This is a genomic window from Mesorhizobium sp. P2_E7 (genome assembly GCF_056403855.1).
Genome location: NZ_JBFUER010000001.1, coordinates 2,943,768 through 2,965,066, shown reverse-complemented (window position 1 = coordinate 2,965,066; position 21,299 = coordinate 2,943,768). Strand labels below are relative to the sequence as shown.

The 21,299-nt window shown below is 64.3% G+C and carries 20 protein-coding genes; 14 read left to right on the top strand and 6 right to left on the bottom strand.

Annotated features, from left to right (window positions below):
• The first annotated feature begins 20 nt into the window (after positions 1-20).
• Genes AC1DYC_RS14585 through AC1DYC_RS14565 form a run of 5 tightly spaced genes read left to right on the top strand, consistent with a single transcriptional unit; the run spans position 21 to position 4,739 of the window.
• Positions 21-1,037, top strand: a complete 1,017-nt coding sequence (locus AC1DYC_RS14585; protein ID WP_477407291.1) for a type III polyketide synthase — start codon at positions 21-23, stop codon at positions 1,035-1,037.
• Positions 1,037-2,260 (top strand): sulfotransferase family protein, encoded by a 1,224-nt coding sequence (locus AC1DYC_RS14580; RefSeq protein ID WP_477407289.1) that lies wholly within the window; start codon positions 1,037-1,039, stop codon positions 2,258-2,260. Before AC1DYC_RS14585 ends, AC1DYC_RS14580 begins: the two co-directional genes overlap by 1 nt.
• 6 nt (positions 2,261-2,266) lie before the next feature.
• Complete coding sequence (locus tag AC1DYC_RS14575; protein WP_477407287.1) at positions 2,267-2,884, top strand: Tgt2/MlaC family protein; 618 nt, start codon at positions 2,267-2,269, stop codon at positions 2,882-2,884.
• Positions 2,853-3,614 carry an ABC transporter ATP-binding protein gene (locus AC1DYC_RS14570; RefSeq protein WP_477407285.1) on the top strand — a complete coding sequence of 254 codons (762 nt, stop codon included), beginning with the start codon at positions 2,853-2,855 and terminating at the stop codon, positions 3,612-3,614. The genes AC1DYC_RS14575 and AC1DYC_RS14570 overlap by 32 nt, the downstream gene beginning before the upstream one ends.
• Positions 3,615-3,617: 3 nt before the next feature.
• Positions 3,618-4,739 (top strand): ABC transporter permease, encoded by a 1,122-nt coding sequence (locus AC1DYC_RS14565; RefSeq protein ID WP_477407283.1) that lies wholly within the window; start codon positions 3,618-3,620, stop codon positions 4,737-4,739.
• A gap of 159 nt (positions 4,740-4,898) precedes the next feature.
• Here the strand turns inward: AC1DYC_RS14565 and AC1DYC_RS14560 are convergent, their stop codons facing one another.
• Genes AC1DYC_RS14560 through flhA form a run of 3 tightly spaced genes read right to left on the bottom strand, consistent with a single transcriptional unit; the run spans position 4,899 to position 8,120 of the window.
• Complete coding sequence (locus AC1DYC_RS14560) at positions 4,899-5,282, bottom strand: hypothetical protein (RefSeq protein WP_477407281.1); 384 nt, start codon at positions 5,280-5,282, stop codon at positions 4,899-4,901.
• A gap of 1 nt (position 5,283) precedes the next feature.
• Complete coding sequence (gene fliR, locus AC1DYC_RS14555; protein WP_477407279.1) at positions 5,284-6,036, bottom strand: flagellar biosynthetic protein FliR; 753 nt, start codon at positions 6,034-6,036, stop codon at positions 5,284-5,286.
• Positions 6,033-8,120, bottom strand: coding sequence for a flagellar biosynthesis protein FlhA (gene flhA / locus AC1DYC_RS14550; protein ID WP_192254471.1), 2,088 nt, complete (start codon positions 8,118-8,120; stop codon positions 6,033-6,035). The genes fliR and flhA overlap by 4 nt, the downstream gene beginning before the upstream one ends.
• 120 nt (positions 8,121-8,240) lie before the next feature.
• Here flhA and AC1DYC_RS14545 point away from each other — a divergent pair, with 120 nt between their 5' ends.
• A complete protein-coding gene (locus AC1DYC_RS14545; protein WP_477407277.1) occupies positions 8,241-8,540 on the top strand; it encodes a putative quinol monooxygenase in 300 nt (99 codons plus the stop codon).
• A gap of 40 nt (positions 8,541-8,580) precedes the next feature.
• Here AC1DYC_RS14545 and AC1DYC_RS14540 read toward each other — a convergent pair whose 3' ends face one another.
• Entirely contained in the window at positions 8,581-8,892 is a 312-nt protein-coding gene (locus AC1DYC_RS14540; RefSeq protein ID WP_477407275.1) for a hypothetical protein, read from the bottom strand.
• Between the two features lie 180 nt (positions 8,893-9,072).
• On the opposite strand from AC1DYC_RS14540, the gene AC1DYC_RS14535 reads away from it, so the two are divergent.
• From AC1DYC_RS14535 to AC1DYC_RS14500, 8 genes are all read left to right on the top strand, one after another.
• Entirely contained in the window at positions 9,073-10,908 is a 1,836-nt protein-coding gene (locus AC1DYC_RS14535; protein ID WP_477407273.1) for a chloride channel protein, read from the top strand.
• Positions 10,909-11,000: 92 nt separating this feature from the next.
• Positions 11,001-11,654 (top strand): helix-turn-helix domain-containing protein, encoded by a 654-nt coding sequence (locus AC1DYC_RS14530; protein WP_477407271.1) that lies wholly within the window; start codon positions 11,001-11,003, stop codon positions 11,652-11,654.
• 40 nt (positions 11,655-11,694) lie between these two features.
• Complete coding sequence (locus AC1DYC_RS14525; protein ID WP_477407269.1) at positions 11,695-12,771, top strand: extracellular solute-binding protein; 1,077 nt, start codon at positions 11,695-11,697, stop codon at positions 12,769-12,771.
• Between the two features lie 22 nt (positions 12,772-12,793).
• On the top strand, positions 12,794-13,666 hold the full coding sequence (locus AC1DYC_RS14520; protein ID WP_477407267.1) for an ABC transporter permease: 873 nt from the start codon (positions 12,794-12,796) through the stop codon (positions 13,664-13,666).
• Positions 13,666-14,463, top strand: coding sequence for an ABC transporter permease (locus AC1DYC_RS14515; RefSeq protein WP_477407265.1), 798 nt, complete (start codon positions 13,666-13,668; stop codon positions 14,461-14,463). The genes AC1DYC_RS14520 and AC1DYC_RS14515 overlap by 1 nt, the downstream gene beginning before the upstream one ends.
• A complete protein-coding gene (locus AC1DYC_RS14510; RefSeq protein ID WP_477407263.1) occupies positions 14,460-15,572 on the top strand; it encodes an ABC transporter ATP-binding protein in 1,113 nt (370 codons plus the stop codon). The genes AC1DYC_RS14515 and AC1DYC_RS14510 overlap by 4 nt, the downstream gene beginning before the upstream one ends.
• A gap of 20 nt (positions 15,573-15,592) precedes the next feature.
• Positions 15,593-16,978: an NAD(P)/FAD-dependent oxidoreductase gene (locus AC1DYC_RS14505; RefSeq protein ID WP_477407261.1), complete on the top strand. Its 1,386-nt coding sequence runs from the start codon at positions 15,593-15,595 to the stop codon at positions 16,976-16,978.
• A 97-nt stretch (positions 16,979-17,075) separates the two neighbouring features.
• Positions 17,076-17,444 (top strand): cupin domain-containing protein, encoded by a 369-nt coding sequence (locus AC1DYC_RS14500; RefSeq protein WP_477407259.1) that lies wholly within the window; start codon positions 17,076-17,078, stop codon positions 17,442-17,444.
• Between the two features lie 25 nt (positions 17,445-17,469).
• On the opposite strand, the gene AC1DYC_RS14495 is transcribed toward AC1DYC_RS14500, so the two are convergent.
• The gene (locus AC1DYC_RS14495; protein WP_477407257.1) at positions 17,470-19,113 is read right to left on the bottom strand and encodes an MFS transporter; all 1,644 of its coding nucleotides are present in this window, start codon (positions 19,111-19,113) and stop codon (positions 17,470-17,472) included.
• Positions 19,114-19,360: 247 nt separating this feature from the next.
• On the bottom strand, positions 19,361-21,229 hold the full coding sequence (gene asnB, locus AC1DYC_RS14490) for an asparagine synthase (glutamine-hydrolyzing) (protein ID WP_477407255.1): 1,869 nt from the start codon (positions 21,227-21,229) through the stop codon (positions 19,361-19,363).
• Positions 21,230-21,299 lie beyond the last annotated feature (70 nt).

The following is a 21,299-nucleotide window of genomic DNA, read 5'->3' as shown; positions in this document are numbered from 1 at the left end:
CGTCAGTTCCAGAACACGACGTGCATCAGTTCTACCTCCGCTATGGAGCTTTGCTGCTTGAAGACGATGCCCAGCGCCTAGCGCTCTTCGAGCGAATGGTCGCTCTGGCCGGGATCGAACATCGCTATTCCTGCTTTGCGCCTGCCGACGATCCGGGCGGTGGGGCAATCGACCGCGACGGCACCTCGGTCAGGGGCTCGTTCGCCAGCACCGCAATCCGCATGGAGATGTACGAAGCCGCGGCGCCGGAGCTGGCGCAACAAGCCGTCGACAAGCTGCTGGCCGACGACGACCGCTCGGCGGTCACGCATTTGATCGTGACGAGTTGCACCGGCTTTTCGGCGCCCGGCATCGACCTCGAACTGGTGCAGCGATGTGGCCTGGCGACGTCGGTGGAGCGCACCATCATCGGCTTCATGGGATGCTATGCCGCCATCAACGCCTTGAAGCTGTCGCGCCATATCGTGCGCTCCGACCCGAAAGCCCGCGTGCTGATCGTCAACATCGAATTGTGCACGCTGCATTTCAGGGAAGCCACCGAGCTTGAGAAGCTCATCTCGTTCTGCCTGTGGGGCGACGGCTGCGCGGCCGCGCTGGTCACGGCCGAGCCGCACGGCATCCTGCTCGAAAGCTTCCACGCCATCGTGGCAGTGGAGCGCAAGGAGCTGATGAGCTGGCACATCCGCGACGACGGCTTTGACATGGTGCTGTCCGGCCAGGTTCCGGGCGCGGTGCGTGAGACACTGCGCAACGACCGTGCGGCCATCCTCGGCGGCAGGCCTGCGAGCGAGATCGATTTGTGGGCGGTGCATCCCGGCGGCCGCTCCGTGCTCGACGCGGTTGAGCGGGCACTCAAACTGGAGCCGACCGCGCTCGCCGCATCGCGCGAAGTGCTCCGGCAATATGGCAACATGTCATCGGCAACCGTGATGTTCGTGATGGCCGAAATGCTGAAGGAGCCGGCGGGCCTGCTCGGCTGCGGCATGGCGTTCGGCCCAGGATTGACCACCGAGACCATGATGTTCAGGACAGCCTGATGGCATCGAACACTATCCAGCACCGCATCCGAGCTTTCGCAGAGCGCTGGCTGGTGCCGTATTTGCCGTCTCCGCACTTTATGTGTGTGGCGCCTCTTGACGCCGTGCTGCGGGTCTTGTGGTACGCGGAGGGCAAAATCCCTCCGGCTTACTGGCCGCGCCTGGTGCTCCTGCTCCTGCTTTCCGGCATCAACACGATCGCCTCCCTGCCGGAGCGCGTGATCCTTTGGGCATGGCTGCGGCTGCGACCTCCCCGGATGGAGCGGGACAACGCTCCTGTGTTCGTTCTCGGCTACTTCCGATCGGGGACGACGTTTTTGCAGAACCTGCTGGCAACCGATCCGAACCTGAGATCGCCGAGCTGGCAGCAGGTCCTGGCGCCTCAGACATTCGTTCTTGGCTGGGCTCTGCTGCGCTACCTTTTCGTCCCCTTGCTGCCGTTGACGCGCCTCGACGCAGTCGTGCCCATGGGCGCTAGGCTGCCAGCAGAGGATGACTTCGCGCTGAACAATCTGGGTGGGATGTCCGTCCTCGCGGGACGTGCCGTGCTCCCCCGCCGGCAAGCCTTCTTCAATCGATTTCACGATCTCGACGGGCTTTCGGCGGCGGAGCTAAGCCGCTGGCGCTCACATCAGTTCGGTTTCGTCCAGAAGCTCACGCTCGTTGCAGGCGGGCGACGACTTCTGCTCAAGTCGCCTAGCCATACGGCGCGCGTCCGCTACCTCCGGGAACTGTTCCCGGGCGCCAAGTTTGTCCACATCTCCCGTTCGCCGGAAGTCGTGTTCCGGTCCAACCTCCTTCTGGTGCGCGAATTGCAACGTGCATTCGCCCTGCAGCCGCCATTGGCCGAGGACGAGCAGGAGGAGATCATCGCTCACGAATATCTCGCGACGGAGACGCACTATCTGGCGGACAGAGCCCAGATTCCAGCCGCCGACCTCGCGGAAGTGCGGCTGCAGGATCTCACTGCCGACCCCGTCGGCGAGATGAAGCGTATCTATGGCGAACTCGGCCTGCCATTTTTCCGCGGCTGCGAGGAGCGGATGCTGCAGGTCGCCTCGACATTCGGCAAACAGGTGCGCGACCGCCATCCCCACCTGACGGAAAGGCAGAAAGCGCGCACCGCTCGCCTCGCACCGCTGGCAGCCGCTTTTGGGCATGCGCCGGCGCAGGCTCCCGGCACGCCCAATCTCAATGTTGACAGCCAACCGCGCATTGGATGACATGAGATGATGACGACAGCCCGATGGTCGCACGCAAGCTTGGCAGCCTTCGCCCGGCTGTTGCTCGTCCCTCTGTTGATGGCGACCTGCGTCCTACCGCTTTCCGCATCTGCCGATGAGCAGCGTGATGCGGTCAGGTTGGTCGAGACTGTGCGCCAGGCGGCGATCGCGCTTGGGCACGGTGGATCCGCAGATGGGCAGCTCCGTTCGATCTCCGCGGCGTTCGACGGTAGGGGGATCGCGCAAGCCGTGCTCGGGACGTATTGGCGCCGGGCGAGTGCAGACGACCGCGCCTCGGTGGTCGATGCGCTCCTTTATGCCATCGCGCACAGGCTGGCCGACAGGTTGGAGCGGACGCAGGACAAGACTCTCACCGTGCTCGGTACAAAGGCCCTGGCCAATGGTGACATTCTGGTGCGAAGCCAATTCCGCCGGCCGCTGCACGGCCCAACGTCCGTGGACTGGCGTGTCCGCCACTGCCGCGGACAACTCTGTATCGGCGATGTCTTTGTCGACGGTGGCTCCGTGACGGTGCAGCAGCGGGACCGCGTTGCCCAGCTGCTCGCCTCCAACGGCGGCTCGATCCCCGCGCTTGTCGCCGATATCAGGAAAGGTCGGCTATGACTTCTCGCTGGCTCTCATGTCCTCCCTCGTCGAATTGAGCAATGTCGGCCGCGACTTTGACGGCGGCCGCATTGTCGCCGTTGACGACGTGTCGCTCGCGATCGAGGACGATGAGACCGTCGCCATTGTCGGCCGCAGCGGGAGCGGCAAGTCCACGATCCTGAACCTGGTCTGTGGGCTCGACCGGCCGACGCGGGGCGAAGTTCGGTTCGAAGGACGGGCCATCAACGGCAGGGCCGCATGGGCGGCGGTGCGGGCCAGCAGGATCGGCATCGTTTTCCAGAACTTCTTCCTGCTCCAGTCCCTGTCGGCGCGCGAGAACATCGAGGTGGCGTTGTTGGGAAACCTCGGCGGAGCGCGGCAGCGTCGCGTTCGCGCGCTCGAGCTTCTGGCACATTTCGGTCTTGCCGAACGCGCTACGCTCCGGCCGGCCGAGCTTTCGGGCGGGGAGCGCCAGCGGCTTGCCATTGCGCGGGCGCTTGCCAACCGTCCGAAGCTGCTCGTTGCGGACGAGCCGACAGGAAGCCTCGACGTGCAGACGAGCCAGTCCGTGATGAGCATCATCGGCAACGTGCATCGCGAGTTCGGTACCGCGGTGATCGTGGTGACGCATGACGAGGACGTGGCCGCACTGTGCCGGCGGCGCGTCGAAATCACCGACGGCCGCATCCGTTCGGACAGCCGAATGGCGGCGACGCTTGCGCCCGCGCCAGCGTCGCGGATCGGCTGATCCATGACAGAGCTGACCCTTCCGTTGCGCGGTCTCATTGCGCGCCCGCTTCGCACCCTGCTCACGGTTCTCGGCATCGCTCTGGCGGTGGCGGGGTTTGTGGCGCTTACCGGCCTGACCGCTGGCGTCCAGCATTCGTTTGCATCGGGAATCGACGAGAACGGTGCGGATCTGGTGGTAAGCCAGCGCAGCGCGTTCAACCTGGTGAGCAGCACCGTGCCCAGATCGCTGGGCTCCGGGCTTTCCGCGGTGCCGAACGTCGAGGCCGTGTCGGGCGTTCTCCTGAACATCACCACCGCTGACGACGCCGCAAACATTGTCATGGCCGGCTGGCCGAGCGACAGCTTCCTGTGGAAAGACATGCACCTCGTAGCGGGGCGGCTCCCTGCACCGGGGGACCAGTGGTCCGTGATCCTTGGCGAGTCGATCGCCAGCGCATTGGACAAGCGGGTCGGTGATACGGTCGAGCTGCAATTCCAGCCCTATGAGATTGTCGGCATCGCGTCGTTTTCGTCCATGCTGAACCGGAACAGCGCGATCGTTCCGCTCGAAGGACTGCAGCAACTCCTGTCGCGGGAGGACGTGTTTACCTTGTACGAGGTGAGGTTGAAGCGCCCGCTCGACAAAAACGACATCGCTGGTGCCCGAACCCAGCTCATCGCAGCCGCACAGGGGTTTGAGGTCGGCGACACCGAGCAGTTTGCCAGCAGCATCCGCATCTTCGATCTGCTTCGGGCGATTGCCCAGACAATTTCACTGGTCGTCATGGCGATGGCCTCTGTCGCCGTTGCCAACACACTTCTGATGGCCGTGAACGAACGGACGTTCGAGATCGGAGTTCTCGCGGCGCTTGGCTGGTCACCGCGGCGGATTCTTCGACTCATTCTCATCGAAGGCCTGTTCATGAGCGCAGCCGGCGGGGTAATCGGGATTGTTTTGGGCGTCCTCACGATGGAGATGGCGGCGAAGACAAACTTTGCGGCGGGGTTGATCGTGCCTTACCTGTCAGGCTGGTCGATCGCGCAGGCGCTGATCTTTGTCTTCATCGCCGGGCCTCTCGGCGCGCTCTACCCGGCCTGGCGCGCCACGCGCCTTCTCCCCGCCGATGCGCTCCGCAGGATCTGACGCGACACGCCTCGTCCGGGAAGGCGCTCCAGCCAATGGCGCCGGCAAAAGCGTCAATCATCTCCAGCGGAAGTCTGGCCCTGTTCGCCGGATAGCGTCCCCAGCGGCGTCAAACGACGTTGCCATTATCGAACGGGCATGGCGGTAAATTCCCAGCAGCTACTCTTGTCCCCGCTTTTGCCCAATCAGATCGAGCCGATCGCGGTCGGAGCGTTCGCGCTCGTCCTGCCGGCGCACGTCCTTGTAGGCGCGCTCGACCATGTTGGTGCGCGCCGTCGCGGTGGCGATGAGGGTGACCTCCTGCCTGGCGCTTTCCAGGCTCGCTTCCTGGCGCACCAGGGCGTTGGCGATACGGCGATGGTAAAGGTCAGGGAACAGCACCGCCATCGACTGGTCGGCGTCGAAATGCTGGACCAGTTCCTTGGCCTCGGTCTCGGCGGTTGCCGCCGCCGCCAGGAAACTCGCATGGCGGGTCTCGTGCAGCGCCTTCAGCTGCTCCTGCACCTTGACCAGTTTCTTCAGCCGTTCCTTGCGCGTGGTCATCTCACCTCGCCAGCGTCAGGTCGACAAAGCCGTCGACGAACAGCGACAGCATGGTGCCGATGGCGAAGTAGAAGATGATCATGCCGCCGGCGATGACGAAGGGCAGCGAGATGAAATAGACCGGGATCTGCGGCGTCATCTTGTTGACGAAGCCGATGGTCAGATTGACCAGAATGGCATAGGCGATGAATGGGCTGCCGAGCCGGATGACCAGGAAGAAGGCGTCCGACACCGTGTCGGTGAGATCGACCAGTGCGGCCTGCGGGTTGAAGAAGACGTTGACCGGCGCCACCGTGTAGGAAGCGACCAGAGCGCGGATGATCTCGTGGTCGAAATCGAAGACGAAGAGCAGCAGCAGCGCCGAAAACGAGATGATGGCGGCGAGCGCCGCCTGCGGCTCCGGCTCTTCGATGGCCGGTCCACCCGTGCCACCATAGCCGATCAGCATGGCGATGGCCGAGCCCATGAAGCGCAGCGCTTCCATGTAGAGCCTGGTCATGGCGCCGATCAGCCCGCCGACGAGCAGTTCCGAAATGATCATCGGCGCCAGCACCTGCGGACGCGCATCGACGAAGGGAAAGATCTTGTCCCACAGGAAGGCGAGCAGGCCACCGGTGGCGGCGATCGACACGAAGAGCCGGACCTGGACCGGCACGCGGGCGCTGGACAGGCCCGGCATCAGCATGAAGCAGGCGCCGATGCGGCAGAAGGCGAGGAAGGCGGCGATGACGACGCCTTGCGACAATACGTTCACGAGATTGTCCCGAGCACCTTGATCTCGACGCCCTTGGCGATTTCGACGTGGCTGAGAACGGGAAGCGTCGTGAACAGCCGCTCGATGATCATGCGCACATAGGGCCGGGCATCGGGCGCGGTGACGAGGACAAAACGCTCGCCGGCTTCGAGATGCTTGCGGATCGCCTTGGTGGCGTCCTGGCCGAATTCTTCCAGCTGGCGCGGGTCGATGTCGAATTCCCGCACCTCGCCCTTGGCGTCGCGCTTGAGACTCTGGTGGAAGGCGAGATCCCAGCGGTTGCCGAGGCGCAGCACCTTGAGCATGCCGCCTTCGGAGAGGTCGCCGCAGATCTGCTGGGCCATGCGGATGCGGACATGCTCGACGATCTGCTCGGTGCGGCGCACATGCGGCGCTATCTCGGCGATGGCCTCGATGATCAGGTGCAGATTGCGGATCGAGACGCGCTCGGCGAGCAGCAGTTTCAGCACCGCCTGCAGGCCGGGGTAGGAGATGTGCGAGGTGCAGATTTCGTCGGCGAGTTTTCTGTATTCCGGGTCCTGGCGTTCGAGCAGCGCCTTCATGTCCTTGTAGGACAGAAGCTGCGGCAGGTTGTTGCGGATCACCTCGGAGAGATGGGTGAGTAGCACCGACATGTTGTCGGCAAAGGTGTAGTTCTCGCGCTTCAGATCCTCGGCAAAGGTTTCGAGTACCGAGAAGGCGCGCATGCCGAAAGCCGGCTCGCGGATTTCCTCACCCGGAACGTCGGGCAGGTCACGGGTGCCGAGCAGCACCATGATCTCACCGACGCGCATCTGGTATTCGGCGACGACGGTGCCGTGGACCTTGATCTGGTAGCTTTTCGGCGGGATGCCGAAATCGTCGGCGACGCGCACTTCCGGCACGACGAAGCCGTATTGGGTGGCGAACTTCTTGCGCATCTTGGCCATGCGGAACACCAGTTCCTGGTGCGACACCAGAAGCCGCGTCGACAGCTGCTTGCCGATCAGAAGCTCGATCTCGGCGGTGGTGAGCGAAGCCTTGACCGAGTTCTTCTCCTCCTCGACCTTGTTCGCCTTCTCCTGATCCTTGAGCGCTTCGACGGCGGCAGCCTCACGGTTGGCGCGCATCGGGATGACGTAGCCGAGGCCGGCCATGCCGGCGGCGAGCGTGAAGAACGGGAAGAACGGCAGGCCGGGCATCAGGCCGAGCAGGACGAGCAGCGAGGCCGCGACGTAGAGCGCGCGCGGATGGGCACCGAGCTGGCCGAACACCGCCTGGTTGGTCGAGCCGCGGGTGCCGCCCTTGGACACAAGCAGGCCGGCGGCGAGCGAAACGATCAGCGCCGGGATCTGGGTGACGAGACCGTCGCCGACCGACAGCTTGATGAAGACATCGGCGGCTTCGCCCATGCCCATGCCGTGCCTGATGTAGCCGATGGCGATGCCGCCGACGATGTTGATGGCGGTGATGATCAGGCCGGCAATGGCGTCGCCGCGCACGAATTTCGAGGCGCCGTCCATCGAACCGAAGAAGGAGCTTTCCTCTTCCAGTTCCCTACGCCGCAACTGCGCCGTCTTGTCGTCGATCATGCCGGCGGACAGGTCGGCGTCGATCGACATCTGCTTGCCGGGGATGGCGTCGAGGGTGAAGCGGGCGCCGACTTCAGCGATACGGGTGGCGCCCTTGGTGATGACGATGAAGTTGACCACGATCAGGATCATGAAAACGATCAGGCCGATGACGAAGTCGCTGGCCATCACCAGTTTGGAAAAGCCGGCGATGACATAGCCGGCGGCGTGCGTGCCCTCATTGCCGTGCGACAGGATCATGCGCGTGGTGGCGATGTTGAGGGATAGCCTGAGCATCGTGGCGATCAGCAGCACGGTCGGGAAGGACGAGAAATCGAGCGGCCGCTGGATCCACAGCGCCACCATCAGGATCAGCACCGACAGCGCGATCGAGAAAGCGAGGCCGATGTCGATGAGGAAGGCCGGGATCGGCAGGAACAGCACCGCCAGGATGATGACGATGCCGATGGCGAAGAAGACATCGCGGCCGTTCTTGGCCACTGTTCCCGTCGCTAAGCTTTCGCTGATCGCCATATCGTCCCCGAGCCATGAACTGCCCGAACATGAGGGCAGCCCTTCGAGCCTAACCGGCCAAGCTTGCGCGAGGGTGGGAGACTGGCTACTGCCGAGGGAACGGAAGCTTGAGGAGAGATCATGCTGGTGATCATCGGCACCATCCGCCTGCCGGCAGAACGGCTCGACGAGGCAAGGCCGGCCATGCAGCGCATGATCTCGGGCAGCCGCGCCGAGCCCGGATGCATCGACTATTCCTACGCGCAGGACGTGCTCGACGCAGGGCTCATCCATGTGACGGAGGTGTGGAGCGACAGAGCAGCACTCGACGCGCATTTTCGCTCGCCGCACATCGCCGACTGGCGGGCGAGCTGGGCAGTCCACGGCATAGGCGAGCGCAACCTCATGCTTTATGAGGCAGGCGAGCCCAAGCCGACCTGAGGATCAGGCAATGGCTAAGAAGGCCTAGGGGCAAGAAGGTCTAGCAGGCGTTGACCTGTCTGCAGGACCAACCTCCGCCATCGGTATCGTGGCAGTCTTCATAGCTGCCGTAGCAGGTGTTGGTTGAATTGCGATACCAAGGATAGCCGCCAGGACAGCAAACGTCTTGCTGCGCAGTTTGAATAAACTCTTTTATTGGCCGGCTTTGTTTTTCCGGATTGTCGCCAGACAAAAGAGACGTTGGGTATGAGATACTCAACTTGACTGGCATATCCACGCTTGAGTTGCTCACTGCAGACGAGCTCAAAAAAATCATGCCAACAGCTAATGAAAAAAATCCCCGCGCACTCATGTTCTCCTCCTTGAGGGACATAGAGACGGGCAAAAATACCATAGTTGCATCGCTTGCGTAAGCGACCTCTCATATAGCTCGACAGACGCTCGCACGGAAGTTGAAACCGGGGCAGCAAGCCTATCTGCTCCGCAGCGCCAAAATGGCGCCACAAGCAGTCGGCATTGCGATTGCCACGCAATGCCGCCGGGCGTAACAGGCACGGCAGCTTTCATCCCTCGCACCCGGCGAGCCGCTCCGTTGCCTAACGAACCTCAGGTCTATGCCCGTCGCCTGCGCGCGGTGCTGATCCGATCGATCCCGCTGCTCGAAGCGCGCGGCATCGTCATCGTTGCGCTCGCCGGTGTCGTCGGCGTGATCTCGGCGGTGTTGGTCACCGGCATGAGCGAGGCGGTGCAAGGCCTGCATTTCCTGCTGTTCGGCGTTCAGCCCGGCGGCCGTCTCTCCGGCATGTTTTCCCTGCAAAGCCCGTTCCAGGCGCTGATTCCGGCGATCGGCGGCATCCTGCTTGGCCTGACGGTGATCTGGCTGCGGAAGCGGAAATTCCGCACCCCGGTCGATCCGATCGAAGCCAATGCGCTCTATGGCGGACGTATGTCGCTCACCGATACGTTCATCATCGCCGGACAGACGATGATCTCCAGCGGCTTCGGCGCTTCGGTCGGACTGGAGGCCGGCTACACGCAGGTCGGCTCCGGCCTGGCGTCACGGCTGGCGCGTGCGCTGCGGCTGCGCCGCAACGATGTCCGCATCCTGGTCGGCTGTGGCGCCGCCGGCGCCATTGCCGCGGCCTTCGACGCGCCGCTGACCGGCGCCTTCTATGGTTTTGAGCTGATCATCGGCATCTACTCCGTCGCCAATGTCGCGCCGGTGATGACTGCCGCAATCTGCGCGTCGCTGACCGCCGAGATGTTCGGCGTGGTGCCGTTTCCGATGGAACTGTCCGGCCTGCCGGAGCTGACCGCCAGCCAGTATCTGCCGTTCCTGCTGCTCGGGCTGCTGGGCGGCGCCGCCTCCATCGCTATCATGCATCTGGTCAGCCTGGTTGAGCGCGGCTTCGCCCGGCTGGCTGTCGACGGTTCGCTGCGTCCGATGATCGGTGGCCTCGCCGTTGGAATGCTCGGGCTGATCACGCCGCAGGTGCTGTCCTCGGGCCATGGCGCGTTGCATCGCGAGTTCGCGATGAATTACGGGCTCGCGGTCGTCGCCAGCGTCTTCGTGCTGAAGCTCGCGGCGTCGGCGATCTCGCTCGGCTCGGGTTTTCGCGGCGGCCTGTTCTTTGCCTCGCTGTTCCTTGGCGCGCTGCTCGGCAAGGCCTTCGCGGGCGTGATGGCGATCATTTCGCCGGCCACCGGCATCGATCCTTCCGTCGCTGCCGTCGTCGGCATGACGTCGCTTGCGGTCGGCGTCGTCGGCGGGCCACTGACGATGACCTTCCTGGCGCTGGAATCGACGCGCGACCTGACGCTGACCGGCGTCGTGCTGGCGGCATCGCTGATGGCGGCGATCCTGGTGCGCGAGACCTTCGGCTACTCCTTCTCGACCTGGCGTTTCCACCTGCGCGGCGAGACGATCCGCAGCGCCCATGATGTCGGCTGGATGCGCAATCTGACGGTTGGCAAAATGATGCGGTCGGATGTCCGCACCGTCGATGCCACAAAGACGCTGGTGGCGTTTCGCAAGGATGTGCCGCTCGGTTCGGCGCAGCGTGTCATCGCCGTCGATGAGGACCAGCACTATGCCGGCGTGCTGATCGTCGCCGAACTGCACAGCGATCCGTCCGACGGCGAGACGCCGGTGCAGGCGCTGGCCAAATTCACTGATGCGGTGCTGGTGCCCGCCATGAACGTCCAGTCCGCCGCCGAAACCTTTCAGCGCGCCGGCGCCGAGGAACTGGCCGTGGTCGAGGATTTCGACAATCGCGTCGTGCTCGGCCTGCTCACCGAAAGCCATCTGATGCGGCGCTATGCCGAGGAACTCGACAAGGCGCGGCGCGACCTGTCGGGCGAGGAGTAGGCCTCAGCCGGCATCTCGAAATCTCCCCGACTCAGCGCTTGCCAGTTGTACAGTGCCACTGTACAAATTGTTCAGTGGGAGAAAAAGACGGGATGAGCACCGACCAGGCTCGGGTTAGGAATGGCGTCGCCTCGACAGCGACGCATGCGCATCAAATGCTGGGCCAGCGGCTGAAGAGCCTGCGCCTTGGCCGCCGGCTTTCGCTGCGCGAACTCGCCGAATTAACCGGAACCAGCGCCAGCTTCATCAGCCAGCTCGAACGCGGCTTGACCGGCGCCAGCACGGCTTCGCTCAACCAGATGGCCTCGGCGCTGGGGGTCAGTGTGGCGATGCTGTTCGAGGACAGTGCTGCCGGGCAGCACGGGGTGCTGCGGCGCAGCGAGCGGCCGAGCCTGCCGCCCAGCGACGGCTGCCGCAAGATGCTGCTCTCGCGTCCCCCGCTGAGCGACATGGAAGTCTATGTCGGCGAGTTCGAAATCGGCGGCTCGACCGGCTCCGATCAATACACGCATGGCGACGCGCATGAGATGCTTGTGGTGCTGCGCGGCGTCGTCGAGGTCTCGCTTGGCGAGGCACGCCATGTCCTCGAAGAGGGCGACAGCGTCGAATACACCACTGCTACCCCGCATCGCACCGAGAACATCGGCAGTGGCCGAGCAGAGGTGATGTGGATCATCGCGCCGCCGACGTCAGTGCGCGCCGAACTCGATCAATACACGGCCTGGAAACCGCTCGCAGCCAGGTAGGTTCAATCCTATGCGGGCCACAAATGGGAGAATGACAATCATGCTGAAATCAAGACATCTGGGGCTTGGTGCCGTGCTGGCGCTTGGCGTTCTGGCAACCGCCGCGATCGCGCAGGAAAAGCCGGTGGCGGGCGAGGTCAAGGAAGGCTCGCTCAAGGGGAAAACGCTGACGCTCGTCTCCTATGGCGGCATCTACCAGGACGGCCAGGCGGCGGCGCTCAAGGAGTTCGTCGACAAGTCCGGCGTCACCTTGCTAAATGACGGGCCGACCGAGATCGCCAAGCTGCAGGCGCAGGTCGAATCCGGCAACGTCACCTGGGACGTCGTCGATACCGACGACCTGCCGCCTTATGTCTATTGCGGCAAGCTGTTCCAGAAGCTGGATCTGACGAAGCTTGACGTCTCGAAAATCCCGGAAGGCCAGGTCGGCGAATGCTCGGTGCCGGCGATGAACTACGGCGTCGTGCTGATGTACAACACCGAGAAGTACAAGGATAATCCGCCCAAGAGCTGGGCCGACTTCTTCGACACGGAGAAATTCCCCGGCGTGCGCGGCATCGACGGCTCCGGCAGCCCGACCGGCGGCTTGCTCGAACAGGCGTTCAAGCTCACCGGCGGCGACCCGAAGGCGATGACGGTGGCCGATATCGACAAGGCCATCAATGTGGTCCGCAAGCTCGGCCCCGATACCATTTTCTGGAAGACCGGTGCTGAATCGCAACAGCTCGCCGAGTCCGGCGAGGCCGACATGCTGATGATGTGGACCGGCCGCGCCATGACGGCGGTGAAGAACGGCGCCAAATATACGCCGGCCTGGCAGGATTGGCTGGTGGTGATGGACCAGATGACGATCCCGGTCGGCGTCAAGGATACGGACGCATCCTACGCGCTGCTCAATGCCTATCTCGGCAAGCAGTCGCAGGAAATCCTGGCCGAGAAGACCTCCTACACGCCCATCAACAACGACGCGCAGCCCAAGGTCGATGCCTCGGTCGCCGCCTTCCTGACCAACACGCCAGAGCGCCAGAAGCAGGGCTACAAGCAGAACTTCAAGTTCTGGGTCCCGAACTTTGCGGTGGCGCAGGAGAAGTGGGCGGCGCTGATGGCCGGCAACTGAACAGCTAAGTGAGAGGCAGATCGTGAGCGCGTCCGACCCCATCGCCCAACCCGCCGCCGACGCGCGGCCGGGTCGGGCATGGCGGCCGTTCGCGCTCACGGCGCCGGCGCTCATCCTGCTTTTTGCGGTGATCGGCTATCCGCTGCTCACCATCGTTTTGCGCAGCGTGTCGGAACCCGAATGGGGTCTGCAGAACTACACCTGGTTCTTCGGCGCGCCGGTGAATTTGACGGTGCTGCAGCGGACCTTTACGATTTCGGCCTGGGTGACGCTGGTCTGCGTCATCGCGGCCTACCCTTACGCCTATCTGATGACCGCGGTCGGTCCGCGCGTCCGCCTGGTGCTGGTGCTCTGCGTGCTGATCCCGTTCTGGGTCAGCGGCGTGGTGCGCACGCTGTCCTGGGTCATCCTGCTGCAGGATTCCGGTGTCATCAACTCGCTGCTGCGCTCGGCCGGGTTCAGTGGCGTCAAGCTGATCCGCACCCAGACGGGCGTGGTGATCGGCATGGCGCAGGTGTTGTTGCCGTTCATGATCCTGCCGCTCTATTCGGTGATGCAAGGCATCGACCTCAGGCTGATGCGGGCGGCGCAAAGTTTAGGCGCACGGCCTTCCCGCGCGTTCTTCACCGTCTATTTGCCGCTGTCGTTGCCCGGCGTCTATGCCGGCGCGATCATCGTCTTCATCCTGTCGCTTGGTTTCTACATCACGCCGGCTTTGCTCGGCGGACCGCGTTCGACCATGCTGTCGACGCTGGTGCAGACACAGGTGCTGAGCCTGCTGCAATGGGGCAGGGGTGGCGCCATGGGCGTGGTGCTGCTGGTCACCACCTTCGTGCTGCTGGCGCTGGCTGCACCCGTGATGCGGTCCAGGCACCGGGAAGCGGGGCGGCGCTGATGGAGATGAAGCCGCTCACCCGCGTTCTTCTCGGCCTCGTCTGCCTGCTGGTGGCGATATGGCTGGTGGCGCCGACGCTGGTCGTGGTGCCGATGTCGTTCAACGAGAACAAGTCGCTGGCCTTTCCGCCGCAAGGCTTCTCCTGGCAATGGTACCAGAATTTTGCCACCAATCCGGACTGGTCGTCGAGCTTCCTCAACTCGCTAAAGGTGGCCTCGATCGTGGCTGTGCTGGCAACGGTGCTCGGCACGCTTGCCGCTTTCGGTCTCGACCGGATGAAGGCGCGGCCGGCGAACCTTTTGCGCATGCTGATGCTGACGCCGATGGTGGTGCCGGGCGTGGTGCTGGCCATCGGCATCTACGCCGTCTATCTCGACACGCAGCTTGTCGGCACGCTCACCGGCTTTGTGCTCGCCCACACCATCCTGGCGCTGCCCTTCGTGCTCATTGCCGTCTCGGCCAGTCTCGAAGTGTTCGACCGGCGGCTGGAGACAGCCGCCGCGAGCCTCGGCGCCGGCGCGCTCACCACGTTCCGCACGGTGACGCTGCCGCTGATCGCGCCCGGCGTGGCGTCCGGCCTGCTCTTCGCCTTCGCCACCTCGTTTGACGAGATCGTCGTGTCGCTGTTCATCACCAACCCCTATCTCAAGACATTACCGGTGCAGATTTTTGCTTCCATCACGCGCGACGCCGACCCGACGGTCGCGGCCGTCGGCACCATCCTTTTGTTCGCCACCACGATCCTGATCGGCGGCGGCATGCTTCTTCTTGGCCGCGAGCGGAAAGGACGCCCATGAACCCGGTGCAGGCAAGCAGGGGCGCGGCGATCGATCTGGAAGGGATCAGCAAGGCCTATGGCGACTTCAAGGCGCTGGACGGCGTGTCGCTGCGCATAGAGCCGGGCGAGTTCATGACGCTGCTCGGACCTAGCGGCTCGGGCAAGACGACGACGCTCAACGTGATTGCAGGCTTTACCGATGTGACCAGCGGCAAGCTTCTGGTCGGGGAAAAGAGCGTCGTGGGCGTGCCGGCACACAAGCGCAACATCGGCGTCGTCTTCCAACACTATGCGCTGTTCCCGCATATGAGCGTCGGCCGCAACGTCGCTTATCCGCTGACGCTGCGCGGCGTTGACCAGGCGAGCCGGCAAGCGCGCGTGGCAAAGGCGCTCGACATGGTCAAGATGGGCGATTTCGCGCATCGCTATCCCAGCGAATTGTCGGGCGGCCAGCAGCAGCGCGTGGCGCTGGCGCGCGCCATCGTCTTCGACCCGCCGCTGCTCCTGATGGACGAGCCGCTCGGCGCGCTCGACAAGAAGCTGCGCGAATGGCTGCAGCTCGAAATCAAGCGCATCCACCGCGAGCTCGGCACCACCTTCGTCTATGTGACGCACGACCAGGAAGAGGCGCTGGTGCTGTCGGACCGCATCGCCGTGTTCAACCGCGGACGCATCGAGCAGGTCGGCACCGGCCGCCAGCTCTATGACGAACCGGCAACGTTGTTCGTCGGCCGCTTCATCGGCGATTCCACCGTGCTGCGGGGGCAAGCGCGAAGCGACGGCACCAGCACCGCGCTGAGCATCGCCGGCGAGACGGTGACGGCGCCGCGCCGGCTGGCAGGGGAGGCCAGCACGGTGATGCTGCTGCGTCCCGAAAAGCTCAGCCTCCGCCGGCCCGGCCAAAGCGCCAATGGCGCCAACCGCCTGTCTGGGACAATCGCCGAAGCCATCTATCTCGGTTCGGAATCGAAATACGAAGTGAAGCTCGCCGACGGCTCCGCGGCCATCGTGCGCTCACCTTTGACCGGTGAGAGTTTTGGCTTGGGCGAAAAGGTCGAACTTTGCTTCGACGGCACCGATGCCAAGCTGCTCGCCGACGACAGCACCGCCGATACCACTCTCACGTAATCCCGTCTGAAAGTCATTCCATGCAAGCCAAGCGCAACGGCGACATATCGTTCTGGTATGCGGATCTGGGGGCAGTTCCGGCGCCACGGCCGTCCTTGCCCGGAGACATCGAAGCCGACGTCGTAATCGTCGGCGCAGGCTATACCGGCCTGTGGACCGCCTACTATCTGAAGAAGGCGAGGCCATCGCTGCGCGTCGTCATCGTCGAGCGCGAGTTTGCCGGCTTCGGCGCTTCGGGCCGCAATGGCGGCTGGCTGTCGGGCGGCTTCAGCTGGTCGCGCGAAAAATACCTCAAGGCATCGAGCCGGCAAGGCGTGATGGCGATGCAGGCAGCGATGGCGGGTACCGTGGATGAGGTGATCCGGGTGGCTGCCGAGGAAGGCATCGACGCCGACATTCGCCGCGTCGACAATCTGACGGTGGCGACCAATCCGGCGCAGCTGGAGCGCGTGCGCGAGGAGTGCGAGACGATCCGCTCTTGGGATGTCGATCCCAACCGCGTTGAGATGCTGGACGCTGCCGCAACGCGCGCGCGCATCAACATCAGGAATGTCATGGGCGGCTTCGTCGTCCACGGCCAGGCGCGGGTGCAGCCTGCCAAGCTGGTGCGCGGACTGGCCGCTGCCGTCGAGCGGCTGGGTGTGCCGATCTATGAGAAGACGACCGTGACGACGATCGCCAAGGGCATCGTGACGACGGACCGCGGCACGGTGCGTGCCGAAACGATCATCCGCGCGACGGAGGGGTTCACCTCCGGCATCCCCGGCGAGGAGCGGACCTGGCTGGCGCTCAACAGCGCGCAGATCGTAACCGAGCCGCTGTCGCCGGAACTGTGGCGCGACGTTGGCTGGGACGGGCACGAACTGCTCGGCAATGCGGCGCACGCCTATTGCTATGCGCAGCGCACGCGCGAAGGGCGCATCACCATGGGCGGACGCGGCGTGCCCTATCGCTATGGCTCGCGCACCGACGTCAACGGCCAGACGCAGCAGGCGACGATCGACCAACTGCACACGATCCTGACGACGCTCTTGCCGCAGACCAAGGGATGCCGCATCGACCACGCCTGGTGCGGCGTGCTCGGCGTGCCGCGCGACTGGTGCACCACGGTCGGCCTTGACCCCGCAACCCGCATCGGCTGGGCCGGCGGCTATGTCGGGCTCGGCGTGTCGAGCTCCAACCTTTCTGGGCGCACGCTTGCCGACCTTGTTCTCGGGGCAAACACCGAACTGACGCAGCTGCCCTGGGTCAACCGCAAGGTCAGGCCGTGGGAGCCGGAGCCCTTCCGGTGGTTAGGCGTGCATTCGATGTACCAGCTCTACAGCATTGCCGATCGTCGCGAAGCTGCGGGGCTTGCGCACACCTCGAAGCTGGCGGCCATTGCCGACAGCCTCACAGGCCACTAGAGCGGCTCGGCGTTTGCCGAACCACTCTAGTTTGTTTTGTTTTCACGCAATTCCGGACGGAAAACCGCTGCACACTTTTCCTGGAATTGCTCATTGCATGGAGCCCGACTTGATCGACCTTTCGACCTTCCACGATCTCGCCAATGCCGAGATCGGCGCGTTCTCGCCCAAGCCGACCTCCCTCGAAGGCGATCAGGTCGAGGCCGTTCGCTCGTTCTTCCAGTCACCGGACGGCAGGGTCGATGTCGGCATCTGGGAATGCACGCCCGGCCGCTTCACCGCCGATCGTTCGGATTCGTCGGAGATCTGCCACATCATTTCAGGACGCGTGGAACTGAGCCGCATCGATGGCGAGGTGCGCGAACTCGGTCCGGGTGACCTGCTGGTCCTGCCGCAGGGCTGGAAGGGCGAGTGGCGGATACGCGAGACCACCCGCAAGCTCTACATGATCCAGAGCGTGGGCTGAGAGGCGCGGACCGGTTCAGACGAAATCAGTGGTCGATCGGGCCCTTCGGCGATACCAGCGCGGTGCCGGCGGTCGTCGGGCGCTCGATCAGGCGGCGCACGCGCGGCGGTTCGTCGCCGCTGTGCAGCGCCCGCACCCGCTCGGTGACGACGGCGTCGGCATGAGTGGCGCGCCGGTTGTGGCGGATGTATTCCAGCCAGGTCGGCGTGTGGTAGTGCTCGATCCACACGGATGGGTTTTCCAGATCCCGCGCGAGCGTCCAGTTGCGGGCGCCGTCGCGGCGGCGGATGCGCCCGCGCTCGGCCATGGTGGCGAGGAATTCGGGGACGTCCTCGTCGCGAATGACATACTCGATCATTATGGCGATCGGGCCGCTGCGCGGCTTGAGGTCGAGGCCGAGATGCGGCTCCTTGAAGCGGTTGAGCGGATCGAGGTTGAGCGCGGCCTGCTGCGGCAAGGGCAGGAGCAGGCCGATGGCGCCGCCGACAAGCATCGCGATGGCGGCTGCAATCAGCGCGGTTTCGGCGCCATGCGCGTCGGCGACGACGCCCCAGATCCAACTGCCCAGCGCGATGCCGCCGAAGGTCGCCGTCTGATAGACCGAAAGCACCCGGCCGACGACCCAGCGCGGCGTCGACATCTGCACGGTGACGTTGAAATGCGACAGTGCGATCACCCAGCAGGCGCCGCCGATGAGCAGGCCCGCCGATGTCTGCCAGGCATTGTGGCTGAAGGCGGCGTTGAAGGCGCAGAGCGCGAAGCCGGCGAAGGCCATGCGCACCATCGTCTCGCTGGACAGCAATTGTCTGAGACGCACGCTGATCAGCGCACCGCCAACGGCACCGATGCCGAAGGCGCCGAGCATGATGCCGTAGGTCAGTGCATCGCCCTTGACGACGTCGCGCGCCACCAGCGGCAGCAGCGCCAGTACAGCACCCGCGCTGAAGCCGAAGGCCGAGCCCCTGACCAGCACCTTGCCGATGTTGGGCGACATGGCGACATAGCGCAGGCCGGCGCCCATCGCAGCGCCCAGCGTTTCGCGCGGCAGGGTCGAGACAGGCAACTCCGGCTTCCAGCGGAACAGCACGACGATGAGGCCGATATAGCTCAGCGCGTTGGCGGCAAAGGCAGCGGCCGCACCGGCGGCGGCAACGATGATGCCGCCGATCGCCGGGCCGACGCTGCGCGTCAGGTTGAAGCCGAGGGAATTCAGCGCAACAGCCGCCGGCAGCTTGTTGCGCGGCACCATGTCGCCGACCGACGCCTGCCAGGACGGGTTGTTGAGCGCCGTGCCGCTGTCGATCAGGAAGGTGAAGGCAAGCAGCGTCCACGGCGTCATCCAGCCGTTCCAGGTGAACAGCGTCAGAAGCGCAGAGACAACCAGCATGAAGACCTGGGCGATCAGCATCACCTTGCGCCGGTTGAAGCTGTCGGCGATGGCGCCGGCGACGAGTGCAAACAGCATGATCGGCAGCGTGGTCGAGGCCTGGACCAGCGCCACCTGATAGGGCGAGGTGGCGATGGTGGTCATCATCCAGGCGGCGCCGACGCCCTGGATCAGGCCACCGAAATTCGACACCAGGCTGGCCGACCAGACGGCGCGAAAAATACCATGCCGGAACGGCGCCAGCGCCGAGACGCGTTCGCTGTCCGGCTCGTCATCGATCATCAGACCTGTCCCACCTTCATGCGCTGGTTTCGTCCGCCGGGACGACAATCATGGCATCCGTTTGAAATAGAGCACGACATCCAAAAGCGCGAACGCGTCTTCGAAAAAGATCATGGTCCAACAACAGGGTAGCAAGGCGAAAATACGTCAGCCGGCAAGGGTTCGCTACCCAGGGCGATATTCTCGTTGGTCCACCGCGCCGGCATACCGGCGGGGGTATCGGCCCCGGGTTATCGGCTGGGCGAAGTCAGCTTCGGTCCCGGGTGGCGGCATGCAGCGCTTCGGTGAGCCGGCTCGTCGTCTCGCCGCCGGCGTGCAGGCGCAGGAAAAGCTCCATGCCGACAAGCCGCAGTCTGGACGGTTCCTCGCGCCGCGCCAGCTGGATCATGTTCTCTACGCTGGCTGTGGGCCACTTCATGGCATCGCGCAGGAAACCGCCGCGCAATAAAGTCTCGGTGCCGGCCGAAAATTCGGACGATATCTCGAAGCCGATCTTGCGCGCCTGGACGTTCTGACGCGGAATATGCTTTTCAGCGACCTTCCGCAAAAGCCATTTTCCTGTCTTGTCGCGGTATTTGTGCCGCCTCGGCAAATGGATCGCGAAGTCGATCAGCCGGTTCTCCAGGAACGGAACGCGGAGCTCGACGGACGCCGCCATGCTCAGCCGGTCGTGCCGGTTGAGAATGTCCTGCAGATGGGAATAAAGGTCATAGAGGCAATGTCCGAGGAAGGCACGATCGGCGGGCGGCGTTATCGGCTGCAGGCGGTCGAAAATCTCGGTCTGGAGGAAATTCAGTTCCGGCGACAGGGCGCGCAGGACCATGCTGCGCTCCATTTGCGAGTGGCCTCCAGCCGAGACTTTGTAGGGGGCATGGCGCAGATGTTCGAATTTCCGGTCGAGCGAGCGCTTCGAATGCAACAGACGCCGGGGCCACGACCAGGAACGCCACTTCTTCATGCTCAAGGCCTGCAAGGGGTAGCCGCCAAACAATTCGTCGGCGCCTTCACCGGTGAGCAGCACCTTGATGCCATCGGCCCGGCATTGTTCGGCAAGCGCCAGCAGCCCGACATGGCTGGCGTGCCAGCCATCGCTTTCCAGATGCCAGATTACCCTTGGCCAAAGCTCGAAAAACCGGTCCCTGTCGACCGGCACCCGGCGCAAGGGAACGCCGACATGGCGGCCCGTGCGTTCGGCATCCTCGGCCTCGCTGCGGCCGAGCTTCGGGTCGACGACGTAACCATGGACCTCCGGCCTGAACCGTTTTGCCAGCGCCGTTATCAGGCCGGAATCGACACCGCTGCTGCACGCGGTGGCGACGCCGGTATCGGCGATGCAGTGAAGCCCGACGCTGTCCTTGAGCAGCGCCTCGAGCGTCGCCATGTGCTCTGCATCGGAGGATACGTCGCCGGTGATGCGCGCGGTCTCCAGCACGTCCAGCACGTGCCAGAAGCGGCGCTTTTCGATGCCGCTGGCGGTGATCTTCCACAGGCCGGCAGGCGGCAGGCGCTCGATGCGGTCGAACAGGCTGTAGCTGGAATCGCGGCTCTGCCAGGCCAGCCGCAAGGTCATCTCGCGGCTGTCGATGTCGCGCACAAAACCGTCGCAGGCGAGGAGTGCCTTGTCCTCCGAGGCAAACACGATCCGATCCGGCATCTCCGCCACCGACATCGGCTTGATGCCGAGGCGATCGCGGGCAAGCCAGAGCGCACCGCTGCGGGCGTCGAAATAGGCGAAGGAGAACATGCCGTCGAACAGCGGCACGGCCTTTTCGGGGCCCCAGTGATGCAGGGCTTCGAGCACCACTTCGGTGTCGCTAACGGTTCGAAAGACCAGACCTTGCGCCTGCAGTGTTTCGCGCAGCGAGCGGTAATTGTAGACCTCGCCATTGTAGACGAGCACGCCCTGACCGGATGCGGTCAGCATGGGTTCGCGGGCGGCGGGCGAGGGGTCGATGATGGTCAGCCGGCGGTGCCCCAGCGCCAGCCGGTTGTTGCTCCAGCTGTCATGATCGTCGGGGCCGCGATGCGCCAGCGCCTGCATCATGCTGGCGACATCCGACAGGTCGTTGGTGTCGATCGGGTTTCGCTTACGCCAGACGCCGGCTATTCCGCACATGGCCTGCCGGTCGCTGTTGCCTGGGTCATGACTCGCAATCTAGCTGGAACGAGGCAGGCCGCAAGCGGAC

Bases quoted from the DNA above. Each gene is read 5' to 3' on its own strand.
- asnB (WP_477407255.1), bottom strand. From the start codon at position 21,229: ATGTGCGGAATAGCCGGCGTCTGGCGTAAGCGAAACCCGATCGACACC.
- AC1DYC_RS14495 (WP_477407257.1), bottom strand. From the start codon at position 19,113: ATGATCGATGACGAGCCGGACAGCGAACGCGTCTCGGCGCTGGCGCCG.
- AC1DYC_RS14565 (WP_477407283.1), top strand. From the start codon at position 3,618: ATGACAGAGCTGACCCTTCCGTTGCGCGGTCTCATTGCGCGCCCGCTT.
- AC1DYC_RS14575 (WP_477407287.1), top strand. From the start codon at position 2,267: ATGATGACGACAGCCCGATGGTCGCACGCAAGCTTGGCAGCCTTCGCC.
- AC1DYC_RS14510 (WP_477407263.1), top strand. From the start codon at position 14,460: ATGAACCCGGTGCAGGCAAGCAGGGGCGCGGCGATCGATCTGGAAGGG.
- flhA (WP_192254471.1), bottom strand. From the start codon at position 8,120: ATGGCGATCAGCGAAAGCTTAGCGACGGGAACAGTGGCCAAGAACGGC.
- AC1DYC_RS14535 (WP_477407273.1), top strand. From the start codon at position 9,073: ATGCCGCCGGGCGTAACAGGCACGGCAGCTTTCATCCCTCGCACCCGG.
- AC1DYC_RS14505 (WP_477407261.1), top strand. From the start codon at position 15,593: ATGCAAGCCAAGCGCAACGGCGACATATCGTTCTGGTATGCGGATCTG.
- AC1DYC_RS14500 (WP_477407259.1), top strand. From the start codon at position 17,076: ATGGAGCCCGACTTGATCGACCTTTCGACCTTCCACGATCTCGCCAAT.
- AC1DYC_RS14530 (WP_477407271.1), top strand. From the start codon at position 11,001: ATGAGCACCGACCAGGCTCGGGTTAGGAATGGCGTCGCCTCGACAGCG.
- AC1DYC_RS14580 (WP_477407289.1), top strand. From the start codon at position 1,037: ATGGCATCGAACACTATCCAGCACCGCATCCGAGCTTTCGCAGAGCGC.
- AC1DYC_RS14525 (WP_477407269.1), top strand. From the start codon at position 11,695: ATGCTGAAATCAAGACATCTGGGGCTTGGTGCCGTGCTGGCGCTTGGC.
- AC1DYC_RS14560 (WP_477407281.1), bottom strand. From the start codon at position 5,282: ATGACCACGCGCAAGGAACGGCTGAAGAAACTGGTCAAGGTGCAGGAG.
- AC1DYC_RS14545 (WP_477407277.1), top strand. From the start codon at position 8,241: ATGCTGGTGATCATCGGCACCATCCGCCTGCCGGCAGAACGGCTCGAC.
- AC1DYC_RS14515 (WP_477407265.1), top strand. From the start codon at position 13,666: ATGGAGATGAAGCCGCTCACCCGCGTTCTTCTCGGCCTCGTCTGCCTG.
- AC1DYC_RS14540 (WP_477407275.1), bottom strand. From the start codon at position 8,892: ATGAGTGCGCGGGGATTTTTTTCATTAGCTGTTGGCATGATTTTTTTG.